Here is a 16250-nt window from a genome sequence, read left to right on the forward strand (position 1 = left end):
CGGGGGCATCGCCTCCGGTTTGCTTCGCTGCACCTCCTCTCGATGTGTTCGACTTCGTCGAACGGCGCTTCGCGCCTCCCCCCGGATAAATCCCTCCACTCAGCCTGCCGATGGGGCCGGCACGTCAAAAGCGGTACTCGAGCTAACGCTCATCGTGTTTGAGTGGCTATGGGCTATGGGCTATGGGCTATGGGCTATGGGCTATGGGCTATGGGCTATGGGCTGCGGTGTCTCCTACAGCTTTTTCAGAAATCTCTGATATTGAGGCGGTTCGGTCTGGGTGTTGTACTCGGTTCTCTGTTTTTATGAGTGATCGAGAGGTTTTTCATGAAGAAGCCGCCAGTATTGAAAGGACGGTCCGATCCGGTGTTCGACTTGTTGGCGCGGGCGCCGCACAAGCAGCATCTGGTGGACTATCTGGCGCTGCTCAAGCCTCTCGATGATCGGGGGCGTTATTTGCCTTTTGAGGATTTGCGCTATCGCTGGGCGCCGGGGCTGGACGCTCGTTTGTGTTGGGCGTTGGTGAAGAAGGCGAGGGCTGCGCAGTACATCAATCTCTTGCCGTTGGGCGAGCCGTCGCAGTGGGGCAAGTATTTGCTGACGCCATCGGCACGGAAAACCCTTTCGGTCGTCGATCAGCAGACGATTTGTGCCTCGCTGGAATGCATGACCGGGCAGATCGGCGAGCGGGCGCATTTCAGTTATTTGCTCAATGATCTGATCGAAGACGAAGTGATCGCCAGCAGCCAGTTGGAAGGTGCGGCCACCACCACGCGAGTTGCCAAGGACATGCTCAAGTATCAACGGCAGCCGCGCACGCCGGATGAGCGCATGGTCATGGGCAATTACAGGATGATGAATTTCGCCTGGGAAAACCGTTACCAACCTTTGAGCGTCGACTTGATTGCGGCAATGCATCGGGTGGGCGTCGAGGGGATCGATGATGCGCAATACAGTCCCGGTTTTTTCAGGACGAACGATGAAGTGGTGGTACAGGATGGCGAGGGCAACACGGTGCATACACCGCCGCCCGCTGTCGGGCTGGTGATGCGGTTGCAGAGGCTCGTGCGCTGGATCAATCAGCCACTCGGTTCACCTCAAGGAAAAGACTATCTGCACCCGTTGATCAAGGCGATCACGCTGCATTTTTCTCTGGGCTACGAACATCCGTTTCGCGATGGCAACGGACGGGTTGCGAGGGCGTTGTTCTACTGGTTCATGTTCAAGCACGAGTTTTCGGCCTTTCGCTACATTGCGATCAGTCCTTTGCTGCGCAATGCGCCGGTGAAGTACGGGCGGTCGTATTTGCATAGCGAGGCCGATGAGCTGGATCTGACGTATTTCATCGAGTTTCAGTGTTCGGTGATTCAGCGTGCAGTCAGTCGCTTCACGGATGTCTACCGCAAAAGCCTGGCGTACACGGAAGACTTTGAGCGCTGGCTGATGGCGTCGGGTTTTTTCGAGCGGCTGACGCCAAGGCAGCGGGCGCTGTATCAGGTGGCCAAGAGCGGAGTGGCGAAGGAGTTTACGGCGAGCAACGTGAGGGAACACTTGGGTTGCTGTTGCAGCACCGCGATGTCAGCCCTGAATGGACTGGTCGAATTGCAGGTCTTCGAGAAAAGGAAAATGGGCAGCGAGTGGGTGTTCTTTTTACGCAGTCCAGCCAGTGTGTTGAAGGACGGGAGCGAGTTGTCTCGCTCCCGTGCAGCGTTGGCCTAGAGGCTGCCGAACACCTTCTTTGCCAGACTCGTCGCAGCAGCGGCCGGGTTCTTGCGGATGGTTTCTTCCTGTTTGCCGATCATCTCGAACAGGCCGTTCAGCGCTTGTTCGGTCACGTAGCTTTCGATGTTCGCGCTCTTCGCGTCCACCACGCCCAGTGTCGCAGCCTGGCCGGCGAAGGAGTTGTACTTCTGCGCCACGCCTACCTTGTCGGTCGCCTGTTTGACGATCGGCAGGAACTTGGCGCGGATCTGTTCGCGGCTGGATTTGTCCAGGTATTGGGTGGCGGAGTCGTTGCCACCGCTGAGGATGCCTTTGGCGTCGGCCACGCTCATTTTCTTCACGGCGTCGACCAGGATCGGCTGGGCCTGTGTCACGGCGGTTTCTGCCGCCTTGTTCATGGCGGTTTCCAGTTCATCGACCTGGGCGCCCATGCCGAACGCTTTCATCTTGCCGGCGACTTTGCCGAGTTTGCCCGGCAGTTCGATTTTTACGTCCGGGTTGTTGCTGAAACCACCCGGCGTGCCGAGTTGTTTGACGGCCAGTTGCGCGCCCTGGGTCAGGGCATCCTTGAGACCGCCGGTGGCGTCGCCTTGCGACAGGTCGCTGAGGGACAGGGCCATGGCGCTGGCGGAGATCATCAGGCCCGCACACAGGCCGGCGAAGCGAAGGGTAGGGCGGAGCATCAAGGCTTCCTTGTTCATAAGAGCGTTAGCGGGCGGCGTCGACGCGGATCTTCAGCGGCTGCGGATCCTTGCCATCAAGCTGCACGGCATGGTTTTCGGTGGTGATGAACATCAACTCGCCGTTGACTTCGATGCGTGCGCTGACCGAGTAGCGGTGGCCGGGTTTGACCTGGGCCGGATCGTAGCTCAAATGGAACGGCAGCGGCACTTGTCCCTTGATCGGGCCTTTCTGTTCGTCGAGCACGACAGCCGGCGCATCGGCCAGCGAAACGTCCTGCAGGCTCACACTCAAGGTCGCGCTGGGCGGCAGGGCGATGCGTTGCAGGTAGAACACTTCGCCGTCCAGGCTCGCTTTACCGCTCGGTGTGGTGGACTGGCAAGCGCTCAACAAGGTGGCGGCGGCGAGAAGAGAAAGTTTTTTCATGGGGACCTCAAAAGACTTGGGCGCCAGAGGGGCGCCCAGAGAAATCTAGCGGATTTTGGAAGGTGAGTCAGTGAACAAACGTAACGGTGCATTCAGCCACTGATCGATGACCCGCAACAGGCGCGATCGGGCCGGACGTGTCACAGGTACAAGTTCGATAGCTTCAGGAAATACGGAAAGCCGTTGGTGGTATCTGTTTTCTATGCCGGTAAGTGCATAGCGTTTGCCCGGCACCACATGCTCCGGATCATATTCAAGATAAAACGAAGTGGCAGTTTCCTCATCGTGGGAAACGCGCGCCAGTTCGACATCGGGACTTTCGTTTTCATGCAGGCTGATGGTGATTGCCTGTTCGGGGGGAATCATTTCGGGTTCCTGCACTTCAACGTACAAGTAACCGATCGGACTCAGATGCAGCGTCTGGCGATGGGGCGCCTGATGAACAATGACGAAATGTTCCTGCTCCAGCAGCAAGGGTTGTCCATTGTGAAACAACTGGATGGTGACGCGGTATTTGACGCTGACTTCACTGTGTCGGTGCGGGAACCGGAAGTTCCACTGGCCGTCGACGATGGAGGGATGTCGCCAGTGTTTGACGCTTGTCGTTTGCACGGTACTGATCAGTTGAACATCGACGACGGTTTCATTGTTTCCGTCGAGAGGGGCGATGAACTCGGGTGGAAGGCTGAACGTTACATTGATGGTCTGGGGTGATTCATTCAACTGGCTCATATCGATTTCCTTATCGATTGAAAAGAGCCCATTAATTCATAAAACAACTAACCGGAAAACGATCCAGTCTTCCGGTTAGTTGTCCTCAAGTTTCAGGAAGTCGGCGAGGTTGCAGTTTCCGCCGCATCCTCACTGCGATGTAGCGCCACCTGACGGATCGACAATCGAATCTCCGCCGGCAGTACCCGTTTCGCCGCGCCTTCGGCCAGTTCTCCAAGCAGTTCGTGATAACTCAACTTGCCCGCTTCGTCGCGACGCAGCACGTCAAGATCGAGCATCGTCTGGATGAAGTGGCGGAACAGGCTCTTGTCGAAGAACTCCGGTGCGTTCAGGCCATGCAGGATCGACAGGCGCTGGGCCATGACCGTGCACAGGTCTTCCAGTTCTTCGGCGCTGATGGTGTTCTGGCCGGCGTTGAGCAACAACGACACGGTCATGTAGAAGCGTTGCAGGGTCTGGGCGATGCTCTTCGACAGCAGGGTCAGCAGCACGAAATGCCGCGAGCTCGGTGCCGGGCGCAGATACACGTCTTTCTCGAAGCGCAGCAGGCCTTGTTCGACGAACGCCTCCAGCCACTGGTCGATCACCGCATCTAGTTCGTCCAGGGTCCAACGGATGAACAGCTCCGATTGCAGGTACGGATACAGCGCTCGGGTATAGCGCAGGATCTGCTCGCGGCTCATGCGCGAAGTGCTCTGGAAGAAACTTGCCAGCAACGCCGGCAGGGCGAAGATGTGCAGCACGTTGTTGCGGTAATAGGTCATCAGGACGGCGTTCTGCTCGTCCAGATAGAGAATCTTGCCCAGCGCATCGTTCTGCTCGGACAGCAGATCCATGTCCTTCACGTGTTCGATCAACGCCCGGCCATCGCCTTCCGGCAGGGTGGTGTGCGGCGAGTACGGAACCTTGCGCAACAGCGCCAGATACAGATCCAGCACCCGCGCCATGGCCCGGTCATCCAGTGCCAGGCGGGTGGTGGACAGCAGCGCCAGCGCCACCAGGTTGACCGGGTTGATCGCCGCCGCTTCGTTCAGGTGCTGCGCGACTTTCTCGCCAAGGCGATTGGTGGTTTCGTTAAGCCACGCCGGCTTGAACTGCGGGCCCAGCTCCTGCTGGCGCCAGCCTGGTTGTTCGCTGTCGAGGAATTCCGCCAGTTTGATCGGTTCACCGAAGTTCACCGCCACCTGGCCGAAACGCTGCTTGAGCGCGCCGATGACTTTGAAGATGTCGAAGATCGATTCTTTCTTCTTGCTCGCGCCACGCAGTTCGCCGAGGTAAGTCCGCCCTTCAAGCACGCGCTCGTAGCCGATGTACACCGGCACGAACACGATCGGCATCCGCGAGGACCGCAGAAAGCTGCGCATGGTGATCGCCAGCATCCCGGTTTTCGGTTGCAGCATGCGCCCGGTACGCGAGCGGCCGCCTTCGACGAAGTATTCGACCGGGAAGCCTTTGGTGAACAGGGTATGCAGGTATTCGTTGAACACCGACGTATAGAGCGGATTGCCCTTGAACGTGCGGCGCATGAAGAACGCACCGCCACGACGCAGCAGGCTGCCGATCACCGGCATGTTGAGGTTGATCCCGGCGGCGATGTGCGGCGGGGTCAGGCCGTTGCGGAACAGCAAGTACGACAGCAGCAGATAGTCGATGTGGCTGCGGTGGCACGGCACGTAGATCACTTCGTGACCCTGGGCGACCTTCTGCACGCCTTCGATGTGGTTGACCTTGATCCCGTCGTAGATCTTGTTCCAGAACCAGCTCAGCACCACTTCCAGAAAACGGATCGCGGTGTAGGTGTAGTCCGAGGCGATCTCGTTGCCGTAGCGCAGGGCCTGGGCCTTGGCTTTTTCCGGGGAAATGTTTTCGCGTTCGGCTTCGTCGAGGATCGCTTGCTTGACCAGCGGCTGGTTGAGCAGGCCTTTGACCAGGTTACGGCGGTGGGAGATGTCCGGGCCGATCACTGCAGCCTTGAGGTTGCGAAAGTGCACCCGCAGGATCCGCTGGGCCATGCGCACGGTACGCTCGTGACCCTTGTTGTGCTCGATCAGCTCGCGCAGGTGGATCGGCGCGGAGAACTGCACGCGGGTCTTGCGCCCCAGAATCATGATGCTCAGCAGCCGACGCAGACGCCCGGTGACGGCCCAGCTGTCGGCGAACAGCAGTTTCCACGGACTGTTTTCGCTGTCCGGCGACTGGCCCCAGAACACGCTGACTGGAATGATCTGCGCATCTTCTGCGGCGTTCTGGGTGAGGGCGCTGACCAGTCGGGTCAGGGTCGGCGGTGCGCCGCGTTTGTCCTGGCGGCCGAGCCAGTCCGGGTCCGGCGTCAGGTAGAAGAACGCCGCCGGTTCGATCAGCGAACCCACGGACACCGGCAGCACCGGGCGCGGCAGACCGGCCTTGGTGCACTCGGTGTCGACCACCGCCAGATCAGTCAGCGATGGGTTTTGCAGGACGTAGAACACCGGACGACTGCGGTCGAGGTTGAGGGTGAACGACGACTGGTTGATCGTCTCGGAGCGAACCCAGAGATACAACAGTCGGCGCAAGGTGCCAAACACAAGACGGCGGAACGGGGAACGGGTCATACGGCTTCTGCGTGAGTGGATAAACCGAGCGTTTGCTCGGGCGGTCGACAGTTTGCCGGATTACTCGAAAATCGGCAAAAAAGCGGCGAAGTAAACTCCTGTTGAGAGTTTTGCCGCCTGTCATATACTCGGCGGTCTGTCGCCGGGGCCCTTTTATGGACGTCGGACGCAGGCTGACGTTCCGCAAAGGCTTTCCTGCGAAAAGCCTGTTCAATAATAAAAAAGGAGTATGAACAGATGGCAACACGTGAAACCGGCAACGTGAAGTGGTTCAACGATGCCAAGGGCTACGGCTTCATTCAGCGCGAAGACGGGGTGGACGTGTTCGTGCACTACCGCGCGATCCGCGGCGAAGGCCACCGTTCGCTGAACGAAGGTCAGCAGGTTGAATACGCGGTGGTGGAAGGGCAGAAGGGGTTGCAGGCCGAGGATGTTGTAGGCCTGTAACGCAAATCTTCAGAACACCAAAAACACTGTGGGAGCGAGCTTGCTCGCGATGGGGCCCTTTCAGTCAACATTGATGTTGAATGTCCGACCGCAATCGCGAGCAAGCTCGCTCCCACAGGCTTTGTGCATTGTCTGTTACGCAGTTTTCCAGGTGATTTCTTCTTCACCATCGGCGCTGATGCGAATCCAGCGATCCGCCGTTTCCTCACCTTCTTCCTCGACCCACGTCCCCGGCGCGCAGCGCACCTCAACGTTCAGCGCGGCAAAGGCTGCGCGGGCGCAGGCGATGTCGTCGTCCCATGGCGTCTGGTCGCTTTCCAGGTACAGGCTGTTCCACTTGCCCACGGCTTTCGGCAGCCAGGTCACCGGGATGTTGCCGGCCTTGCACTTGTAAGTCTGGCCTTTCTGTACCCAGTCGCTGCACGGGCCAAGGGCGGCGCCCAGCCAGGCGGAAATGGCCTTGTGGTCGACGTCGGCGTCTTTCAGGTAAATCTCGATGTCCGGTTGGCGCATGGATGTCCTCACTGCGGGTCTGAAAAATCCATTCGCGGATTTAGCCGGCCCCGGGTCGTTGCCCGAGACCAAAAGTTATTGAAGAACGAAATAATCGTAGCGCATCGAGACAGTGGTCACGAACGGCTCAGGCTGTTCGATGACCGCCGCGCGGCGCTCGGCACTGGCGCGCCAGCCGTGGGGTGTCATCGCCAGCAGGTTGGCGCGATCCTCGGGCTTGTCCAGCGTCAGCTTGAATTCCAGGGTTTCACTGTGCGCCAGCGTCATGCCTTCCGGCACCAGGGCCAGATGCTTGTCGTCGGTGTATTCGCGCACTTCGTCGTACAGGCGTTCGCGCAGTTCCATCAAATGGCCGCTGGTCGGGCCGACTTTCATCAGGCCGCCGCCAACGCTGAGCAGACGCTTGGCTTCTTCCCAGTCCAGCGGACTGAAGACACTGGCCAGAAACTGGCAGCTGCCGGAGGCCAATGGCACCCGGGCCATGCTCGCAATCAACCACGTCAGCGAAGGATTGCGTTTGCAGGCGCGTTTGACCGCTTCCTTCGAGATGTCCAGCGCGTAACCGTCGGCATCCGGCAAGGCCTCGGCGATCTGTGCGGTGTAATAACCCTCGCCACAACCGATATCGACCCAACGGGCCGGCGCATAACTGGCCGCCAGCTCCGCCAGACGTTTGGCCACCGGCGCGTAATGCCCGGCATTCAGAAAGTCGCGGCGGGCCTCGACCATCGCCTGATTGTCGCCGGGATCGCGGCTGTTCTTGTGCTGCACCGGCAACAGGTTCAGGTAACCCTGACGCGCACGGTCGAAGCGGTGGCCGGCGGGGCAGACCACGCCGTTGTCCACCGCGTTCAGCGGTTCACTGCAGATCGGGCACGCGAGCATCAGGCGAGCAACTTGATCAAGGTCTGGTAGTAGATCTCGGTCAGCACGTCGAGATCGGCCGCCAGCACGCGCTCGTTGACCTGGTGGATGGTCGCGTTGACCGGGCCCAGTTCAACAACCTGCGTACCCATGGTGGCGATGAAACGGCCATCGGAAGTACCGCCGCTGGTGGACGCCTTGGTCTCGCGGCCGGTGATCTGCTTGATGCTCGACGACACCGCGTCGAGCAGCGCGCCCGGCTCGGTGAGGAACGGCAGACCGGACAGCGCCCAGTCGATGTGCCAGTCCAGACCGTGCTTGTCGAGGATGTCGGCGACGCGCTTCTGCAGGCCTTCGACGGTCGATTCGGTGGAGAAACGGAAGTTGAACAACGCCACCAGATCGCCCGGAATCACGTTGGTGGCGCCGGTGCCGGAATTGACGTTGGAAATCTGGAAACTGGTCGGCGGGAAGAAGTCGTTGCCGTGATCCCAGTGCTCGGCGGCCAGCTCGGCCAAGGCCGGAGCGGCGAGGTGGATCGGGTTCTTCGCCAGGTGCGGATAAGCCACGTGGCCCTGCACACCGCGCACGGTCAGTTTGGCGCCGAGGGAGCCGCGACGACCGTTCTTCACCACGTCGCCCACCAGCGTGGTGCTCGACGGTTCACCGACGATGCACCAGTCCAGACGCTCGTTACGGGCTGCCAGACGCTCGACCACAGCCTTGGTGCCGTGATGGGCCGGGCCTTCTTCGTCGCTGGTGATCAGGAACGCGACCTTGCCCTTGTGATCCGGGTAGTCGGCGACGAAGCGCGCGGCTGCCACAGTCATCGAAGCCAGACTGCCTTTCATGTCCGCCGCGCCACGGCCGCAGAGCATGCCGTGTTCGTCGATCACCGCGTTGAACGGGTCGATCTGCCAGGCAGTCACCGGGCCGGTCGGCACCACATCGGTGTGACCGGCGAAGCACAGCACCGGGCCGTCGTTCTTGCCGTGAGTCGCCCAGAAATTATCCACATCTTCGATGCGCATCGGCTCGAGGGTGAAGCCGGCATCGCCCAGGCGCTGCATCATCTGCTTCTGGCAATCGGCGTCGACCGGCGTCACGGACGGACGGCGGATCAGGTCGATGGCGAGTTGGAGGGTCGGCGAAAGGTCGGCGTGGGCCGTCATGGAAAACTCCGGATGCTGTAAATGTGGGAGCGAGCTTGCTCGCGATGACGATGTCCTGTTCAACATAAATGTTGAATGTGACGGACTCATCGCGAGCAAGCTCGCTCCCACAGGTCTGGTGGCAGGCCATCGGGGCCTTGGCCCTGCAAAATGGCGGTTATCTTAAAGCAAAACGGCGACCATTGGCCGCCGTTTAGTGCTTCGTCGAGGAATTAGACGACAGGTGCCGGTTCAGGCGCCGCCGAAGGTTTCGGCAGCGACGACAGGAACGCCATGATCAGCGCCGCCACGTACGGCAGCGACTGCACCAGCAGCATCGCCACCCAGAAACGCATGTCGTTGCTCGGAATGCCCTGCACCAGGTAAATCCCCAGCGCCGCGCCCCACAACAGCAACATGATGAACAGCTCTTCCCGGGCCTCGGAAATCGCCACCCAAAAGCCGTGGTTGTCGGCGTTTTTCGGGGTGCGGAAGAACGGAATGCTACTGGTGAAGAAGCCGTAAAGCACCGCTTTGGCGATGGTGTGCGACAACGCCAGGCCGGCCAGTGCCGCGCAGAACGCATCCTTGAGGTTCACGCCCACGGCGCGACGGTAGAGGAAGATGATCTTGCCGACCTTGAACACGAACAGCGCCAGCGGCGGGATTGCGAAAATCAGCAACGGCGGGTCGACCCGTTGCGGCACGATGATCATCGCCGCCGACCACAGCAACGCGCCGACAGTGAAGAAGATGTTCATGCCGTCCGCCACCCACGGCAGCCAGCCCGCGAGGAAGTGGTAACGCTGGCCGCGAGTCAGCTCGGTGTCCTTGCCGCGCAGCAGGCTGCGGGTGTGACGCTTGATGATCTGGATCGCGCCGTAGGCCCAGCGGAAACGCTGCTTTTTGAAGTCGATAAAGGTGTCCGGCATCAGACCCTTGCCGTAACTGTCGTGGTAATACGCCGCCGACAGGCCTTTCTCGAATACACGCAGACCGAGTTCGGCGTCTTCACAGATGCACCAGTCGGCCCAGCCCAGCTCTTCCAGAACCGAACGCCGGGTCATGGTCATGGTGCCGTGCTGGATGATCGCGTCGCGGTCGTTGCGGGTGACCATGCCGATGTGGAAGAAGCCTTTGTATTCGGCGTAGCAGAGCTTCTTGAAGGTGCTTTCGTTCTGGTCGCGGTAGTCCTGCGGCGACTGCACCACGGCGATTTTCGGATCGGCGAAGTGCGGCACCATGTGCTTGAGCCAGTTCGGGTGCACGCAGTAGTCGGAGTCGATCACCGCGATCACTTCGGCGTCCTTGGCGGTGTGCGGGATCAGGTAGTTCAGCGCACCGCCCTTGAAGCCGGCCAGGGGCGAAACGTGGAAGAACTTGAAACGCGGGCCGAGGGTTTCGCAGTAGTCGCGCACCGGCTCCCAGACCGCCGGGTCCTTGGTGTTGTTGTCGATGATCAGGACTTCGAAGTCCGGATAGTCGAGGTTGGCCAGGGCGTTGAGGGTCTGTTTGACCATCTCCGGCGGCTCGTTGTAGCAGGGCACGTGGATCGAGACTTTCGGGCGATAGTCCGAATCGCCGACCACCGGCAGGAATTCACGGCGACGCTTGTGAATCCACACCGCTTCGGCCAGTTCGTGGGCCTCGGTCAGCAGCACGATGAACACCCCGAGCGCACCGAGCGCCAGCAGGAAGCCCACCGTCAGGCTGAACCACGTGCTGTATTGCTGACTGTAGTCGTAACCGATCCACACCAGTACCGAACCGCACAGGAACGCGATAAAGGTCAGGAAGGTACGGCCACGCTGGCGTAGGGCCGAGCCGTCGATCATCAGCAGGGTCAGCGACAATAGCGCCAGCACCACCGAACCGATGGCCAGCACGCGCCATTGCGGGATCGCCACCACCGGGCCTTCGAAGTTGAATTTCTGTTGGCGCGCGGCGTTGAACACGCCCCAGTAGGCGCCGACCGAACCTTCGTCGCTGGCCTTCCACGGCTGGTCAAACGCTTCGATCACGAAGTAGTTGAAGCCCTGGCGGTTGAGTTTGTTGACCAGCGTGCGCAGGTAGATTGCCTGATCCGCCGGCGACGCATCGGCGCCACCGCGCATGCGGCCGTTGCTCGGCCAGCCCACTTCGGACAGCAGCAGCGGCTTTTTCGGGAACATCTTTTTCAGGTCACGGGCACGGTCGAAAACGAACTGCCCGGCCTTGTCCACCGGAATGAATTCCCAGTAAGGCAGGATGTGTGCGGCGATCAGATCGACGTGCTTGGCCAGTTGCGGGTATTTCTCCCAGATGTGCCATTGTTCGGAGGTGGTGACCGGCACCTTCACCGCAGCACGGACACGATCCAGCAGGACGATCAGTGCCTCAGGCGTGATTTCCTCCCGGAACAATGCTTCGTTGCCAACTACCACGCGAACCACACTGCGCGAGGAATTGGCCAACTCGATAGCTTTAGCGATCTCCCGCTCGTTGCGTTCCTGGTCGGGGCTGATCCAGATCCCCAGGGTCACGCGCAGGCCGAACTCTTCAGCCAGTTTCGGGATGTCTTGCAGGGAACCGTCGACCGAGTAGATGCGGATGTTGTCCGTCAGCTTGCTCATGATCTCCAGGTCGCGGCGCATTTCGTCGTCAGTCGGATACTGATCCTTCTGCGGGAACTGTCCTTGCTGGAACGGTGAATAGGAGAAACCGGAGATCTGCTCCGGCCAGTTCGGCGCGGAGACGGGGCGGTTGATCAGCGCCCAGAAACCGGTGAACAGGGCGGCGATTGCCAGAACCACCACCAGGTTGAGTCCAAATTTACGCGATGACATAGCTGTGTCGGGTTCCAAGGTCTGTGGAACGAAGGGTCGGTTGGTTGACGCCTGAGGGCGCGCATCCTACACCGGCAGTTCGCCGAGTCCTACAACAGACAGGGAAATGCCGGACGTTGGGCAATCCAACCCGACTTAAGTTCTTTCGTTTCAGCATGTAAGGCAAAACTTTGTTACGTGCAGCTTTAATTAAAGCAGGCAGGTTCGCCGTTCATAGCGCAAAGGTGCTCTTGGCCGCCGACGGCCCTATAATGCGCGCCGGTTTTTGGGGTAATGGTCATGAGTACAGAAGATCCGCGGTTTGCAGGCATCGCCCGTTTGTATGGCATTGAAGGGATGGAGCGTCTGCGCGCCGCCCACGTGGCGATTGTCGGCGTTGGCGGCGTCGGTTCCTGGGCGGCGGAAGCCATGGCCCGTTGCGGGGTGGGCGAGATTTCCCTGTTCGACCTCGACGATGTCTGCGTCAGCAACGCCAACCGCCAGTTGCACGCGTTGGACAGCACCGTCGGCAAACCCAAGGTCGAAGTGATGGCGGAGCGTCTGCGCGGTATCAACCCGGACTGCAAAGTGCACGCCGTGGCGGACTTCGTCACCCGCGACACCATGGCCGAATACATCACACCGAACATCGACTGCGTGATCGACTGCATCGATGCGGTCAACGCCAAGGCCGCACTGATCGCCTGGTGCAAGCGCCGCAAGATCCAGATCATCACCACCGGCGGTGCCGGCGGGCAGATCGATCCGACGTTGATTCAGGTCTGCGACCTCAACCGCACCTTCAACGATCCACTGGCTTCGAAAGTGCGCTCGACATTGCGCCGCGACTATGGCTTTTCGCGCACCGTGACCCGTCACTACAGCGTGCCGTGCGTGTTCTCCACCGAACAGCTGCGCTATCCGAAACCGGACGGCAGCATTTGCCTGCAGAAGAGTTTTGTCGGCGACGGTGTGAAGCTGGACTGCGCCGGCGGGTTTGGCGCGGTGATGATGGTAACGGCGACGTTCGGCATGGTTGCGGCGACCAAGGCGGTGGACAAGATTGTCGCGGGCGTCCGGCGTCCGGCGGATCGGGTCAAGCCTCAGGCTTGATGTGGCGCCTTAAGGCCTCTTCGCGAGCAGGCTCGCTCCCACATTGGAATGCATTCACATGTGGGAGCGAGCTTGCTCGCGAAAGCGATTAACCAGCCAACTCATTCATCCGCTTGAGCACGGCATTCAAGCCATTGCTGCGCGATGGCGACAGCTGTCGCGACAACCCCAGTTGATTGAACCAGTCCGGCAGATCCACCTGCTGCAATTCTTCGGCATTCAAGCCGTTGACCCGCAACAGCAACAACGCCACCAACCCGCGAATCATCCGCGCATCGCTGCTCGCCGCGAACTGCCAGTGGCCATCGCGCAACTCGCCGACCAGCCACACCTGACTTTCACAGCCATGCACCCGGTTGGCCTCGCACTTGTCCGCATCGCTCAACGACGGCAGGCGATCACCAAACTGCATCAGCAACCGCGCCCGTTGTTCCCAGCCGGCGGCGTTCTGAAAGGTTTGCAGGGCTTCGGCGGCCTCGACCGGCAGGCTCATCGCAACAACTCCAGCGCCTGATCCAGCGCTTCAAAGAAACGCTCCAGATCTTCGGAGTCGTTGTATAGCGCCAGCGACACACGAATCGCTCCGGCCAGTTCGAAACGCTTGAGCAACGGCATCGCGCAGTGGTGACCGGCACGCACGGCGATGCCTTGTTCGGTCAGCAAGTGTGCGAGATCGGCGTTGTGCACGTCTTCGACGACAAAACTGGCCAGCGCCAGTTGCGGCTTGCCCAGCAGGCGAATGCCATTGCGAGCGGCGAGGCCACGCAACAGGTAATCGTGCAGCGCGGCTTCGTGGGCGGACACGGCGTCCAGATCCAGCCCCGCGAGGTAGTCGAGGGTCGCACCGAGGCCGATCACACTGGCAATCGGCGGCGTTCCGGCTTCGAAGCCCAGCGGAGCAGGGCGGAAACGGGATTCGTGATAATTGGCTTCCAGCACCATTTCGCCGCCGAACTGCCACGGCCGCAGTTGCTCGAGCGCTTCGTTGCGCCCGAACAGCACGCCGAGGCCATCGGGGCCGTACAGCTTGTGGCTGGAAAACACATAAAAGTCGCACCCCAGAACCTGCACGTCATGCCGGCCGTGGACCACGCCTTGGGCGCCATCAACCACCGTCAGCGCGTTTTGCGCCTTGGCCATCGCCAGCAGGGCTGGCAAGGGTTGCCAGGCGCCGAGCACATTGGACAACTGGCTGACCGCCAGCAGACGGGTGCGCGGACCGATCAGGTGAACGGCGGAGGCGAGGTCGATCACACCGTCATGGTCCAGCGGCAGGATCACCAGTTTCAGGTCGCGACGTTGTGCCAGTTGCTGCCATGGCAGCAGGTTGGCGTGATGCTCCAGGGCGCTGATGACAATTTCATCGCCCGGATGGAAAAGATGTTCCAGGCCATAAGCCAGGAGATTCAGCGCACTGGTGGCGCCGTGGGTGAAGATGATCTGCCCGCTGTCACCGGCATTCAGCCACTGGGCGACCTTCAGGCGACTGTCCTCGAACGCCTGCGTGGCATGGGCGCCGGGCAAGTGCTGGGCACGGTGCACGTTGGCCGCGCCGTTGGCGTAGTAATGCGCCAGCGCGTCGAGCAGGGCCTGGGGTTTTTGCGTGGTGGCGGCATTGTCCAGATAGGTCTGGTCTTGCCGTTGCAGGGCGGCGATGGCCGGGAAATCGGCACGCCAGGGGGAGGGAATCATCATGTGGTATACGCCTGACCCTGTGGGAGCGAGCTTGCTCGCGAAGGCGTCCTTGAGGACGCCAAAAGGCTTCGCGAGCAAGCTCGCTCCCACAGGTTATCAATGTGCTGCTTAGTTGTGAGCGTGCAGCGCTTCGTTCAGTTCGATCGCCGATTTGTGGGTCTTGCACTCCACTGCACCGGTTTCCGAATTGCGACGGAACAGCAGGTCGGTCTGGCCGGCCAGTTCACGGGCCTTGACCACTTTGACCAGGTTGTTGTGCTCGTCCAGCAGCGCCACCTTGGTGCCGGCGGTCACGTACAGGCCCGACTCGACGGTGTTGCGGTCGCCCAACGGAATACCGATACCGGCGTTGGCGCCGATCAGGCAGCCTTCGCCGACCTTGATCACGATGTTGCCGCCGCCCGACAGGGTGCCCATGGTCGAGCAGCCGCCGCCCAGGTCCGAACCCTTGCCGACGAATACGCCAGCGGAGACGCGGCCTTCGATCATGCCCGGGCCTTCGGTGCCGGCGTTGAAGTTGATGAAACCTTCGTGCATCACGGTGGTGCCTTCGCCCACGTAGGCGCCCAGACGCAGACGTGCAGCGTCAGCGATACGCACGCCGGCCGGTACCACGTAGTCGGTCATTTTCGGGAACTTGTCCACCGAGAACACTTCCAGCAGCTCGCCGCGCAGGCGGGCTTCGAGTTGCAGCTCGGCCAGTTCGCTCAGGTCGATAGCGCCCTGGCTGGTCCAGGCCACGTTCGGCAGCAGCGGGAAGATCCCGGCCAGGCTCACGCCGTGCGGCTTGACCAGACGATGGGACAGCAGGTGCAGCTTCAGGTAAGCCTCAGGGGTCGAAGTCAGCTGAGCATCTTCAGCCAGCAGGGTAGCGACCAGCGGCTTGTGGCTTTCGGCCAGACGGGTCAGCAGCTTGCCCTGGACGGCGTCGATGCCTTTCACGGCTTCAGCCAGTTGTGCGGCCTGTGCGGTGGTGAAACTGATGGCCTGGTTGCCTTCGGTGTAGCCGAGGATCGGTGCAACGGCAGCGACCAGTTCGGCGGAAGGGTTGAGCAGCGGCTGGGCGTAGAACACTTCCAGCCATGCGCCTTGACGGTTCTGGGTGCCGACGCCGAAAGCGATACTGAACAGAGAGTTGGACATGTAAATACCTCTACAAAAAGTGACGGGCTGCTTACTTGAGCGCGGCCGCGTAGATATCTGGCTTGAAGCCAATCAGGGTTCGGTCACCGAGATCGAGCACCGGGCGCTTGATCATCGAGGGTTGAGCGAGCATCAGTTCGATGGCTTTCGACTGGTCGAGATCGGCTTTGCGTTCGTCGTCGAGCTTGCGAAAGGTCGTGCCTGCGCGGTTCAACACCGTTTGCCAGCCGTGTTCGTCACACCATTGGGTCAGGTGTTCACGGTCGATGCCGGCGGTTTTGTAGTCGTGGAAGTCGTAGCTGACAGCGTGTTCATCGAGCCAGGTGCGCGCCTTCTTCATGGTGTCGCAGGCTTTGATGCCGAAAAGG

General features: G+C 60.6%; 15 protein-coding genes. 3 read left to right on the forward strand and 12 right to left on the reverse strand.

Annotated elements, in window-relative coordinates:
• Window positions 1-327: 327 nt before the first annotated feature.
• Complete coding sequence (locus CAG02_RS08540) at window positions 328-1719, forward strand: Fic family protein (RefSeq protein ID WP_085712822.1); 1392 nt, start codon at window positions 328-330, stop codon at window positions 1717-1719.
• Here CAG02_RS08540 and CAG02_RS08545 read toward each other — a convergent pair.
• The 4 genes from CAG02_RS08545 to plsB form a co-directional block, all read right to left on the reverse strand.
• A complete protein-coding gene (locus CAG02_RS08545; protein ID WP_085712823.1) occupies window positions 1716-2405 on the reverse strand; it encodes a DUF4197 domain-containing protein in 690 nt (229 codons plus the stop codon). The genes CAG02_RS08540 and CAG02_RS08545 overlap by 4 nt on opposite strands.
• Before the next feature lie 25 nt (window positions 2406-2430).
• Window positions 2431-2829, reverse strand: coding sequence for a YbaY family lipoprotein (locus CAG02_RS08550; protein ID WP_085697316.1), 399 nt, complete (start codon window positions 2827-2829; stop codon window positions 2431-2433).
• Window positions 2830-2874: 45 nt separating this feature from the next.
• Entirely contained in the window at window positions 2875-3561 is a 687-nt protein-coding gene (locus CAG02_RS08555; protein ID WP_085712824.1) for a hypothetical protein, read from the reverse strand.
• A gap of 92 nt (window positions 3562-3653) precedes the next feature.
• Window positions 3654-6152 (reverse strand): glycerol-3-phosphate 1-O-acyltransferase PlsB, encoded by a 2499-nt coding sequence (gene plsB, locus CAG02_RS08560; RefSeq protein ID WP_085712825.1) that lies wholly within the window; start codon window positions 6150-6152, stop codon window positions 3654-3656.
• 237 nt (window positions 6153-6389) lie between these two features.
• On the opposite strand from plsB, the gene CAG02_RS08565 reads away from it, so the two are divergent.
• Complete coding sequence (locus tag CAG02_RS08565) at window positions 6390-6599, forward strand: cold-shock protein (RefSeq protein WP_085712826.1); 210 nt, start codon at window positions 6390-6392, stop codon at window positions 6597-6599.
• A gap of 135 nt (window positions 6600-6734) precedes the next feature.
• On the opposite strand, the gene CAG02_RS08570 is transcribed toward CAG02_RS08565, so the two are convergent.
• The 4 genes from CAG02_RS08570 to CAG02_RS08585 all read right to left on the reverse strand — a co-directional run bounded on the left by CAG02_RS08570 (window position 6735) and on the right by CAG02_RS08585 (window position 11952).
• A complete protein-coding gene (locus CAG02_RS08570; RefSeq protein ID WP_007954752.1) occupies window positions 6735-7112 on the reverse strand; it encodes a hypothetical protein in 378 nt (125 codons plus the stop codon).
• A 75-nt stretch (window positions 7113-7187) separates the two neighbouring features.
• Entirely contained in the window at window positions 7188-7997 is an 810-nt protein-coding gene (locus CAG02_RS08575; RefSeq protein WP_085712827.1) for a putative RNA methyltransferase, read from the reverse strand.
• Entirely contained in the window at window positions 7997-9148 is a 1152-nt protein-coding gene (dapE, locus tag CAG02_RS08580) for a succinyl-diaminopimelate desuccinylase (protein WP_085712828.1), read from the reverse strand. The genes CAG02_RS08575 and dapE overlap by 1 nt, the downstream gene beginning before the upstream one ends.
• Window positions 9149-9360: 212 nt before the next feature.
• Window positions 9361-11952 (reverse strand): glycosyltransferase, encoded by a 2592-nt coding sequence (locus CAG02_RS08585; RefSeq protein WP_085712829.1) that lies wholly within the window; start codon window positions 11950-11952, stop codon window positions 9361-9363.
• Window positions 11953-12225: 273 nt separating this feature from the next.
• Between CAG02_RS08585 and tcdA the strand changes: the two genes are divergently transcribed.
• Window positions 12226-13044: a tRNA cyclic N6-threonylcarbamoyladenosine(37) synthase TcdA gene (tcdA, locus tag CAG02_RS08590; RefSeq protein ID WP_085702578.1), complete on the forward strand. Its 819-nt coding sequence runs from the start codon at window positions 12226-12228 to the stop codon at window positions 13042-13044.
• Window positions 13045-13132: 88 nt separating this feature from the next.
• Here tcdA and CAG02_RS08595 read toward each other — a convergent pair whose 3' ends face one another.
• From CAG02_RS08595 to CAG02_RS08610, 4 genes are all read right to left on the reverse strand, one after another.
• A complete protein-coding gene (locus CAG02_RS08595; protein ID WP_085712830.1) occupies window positions 13133-13537 on the reverse strand; it encodes a SufE family protein in 405 nt (134 codons plus the stop codon).
• The gene (locus CAG02_RS08600; protein WP_085712831.1) at window positions 13534-14739 is read right to left on the reverse strand and encodes an aminotransferase class V-fold PLP-dependent enzyme; all 1206 of its coding nucleotides are present in this window, start codon (window positions 14737-14739) and stop codon (window positions 13534-13536) included. Before CAG02_RS08600 ends, CAG02_RS08595 begins: the two co-directional genes overlap by 4 nt.
• Before the next feature lie 108 nt (window positions 14740-14847).
• Window positions 14848-15882: a 2,3,4,5-tetrahydropyridine-2,6-dicarboxylate N-succinyltransferase gene (gene dapD / locus CAG02_RS08605; RefSeq protein WP_085712832.1), complete on the reverse strand. Its 1035-nt coding sequence runs from the start codon at window positions 15880-15882 to the stop codon at window positions 14848-14850.
• Between the two features lie 31 nt (window positions 15883-15913).
• Window positions 15914-16222: an arsenate reductase gene (locus CAG02_RS08610; protein ID WP_042607053.1), complete on the reverse strand. Its 309-nt coding sequence runs from the start codon at window positions 16220-16222 to the stop codon at window positions 15914-15916.
• Window positions 16223-16250: the final 28 nt, after the last annotated feature.

It is taken from the genome of Pseudomonas sp. R43(2017) (assembly GCF_002112345.1).
GTDB lineage: Bacteria > Pseudomonadota > Gammaproteobacteria > Pseudomonadales > Pseudomonadaceae > Aquipseudomonas > Aquipseudomonas kribbensis.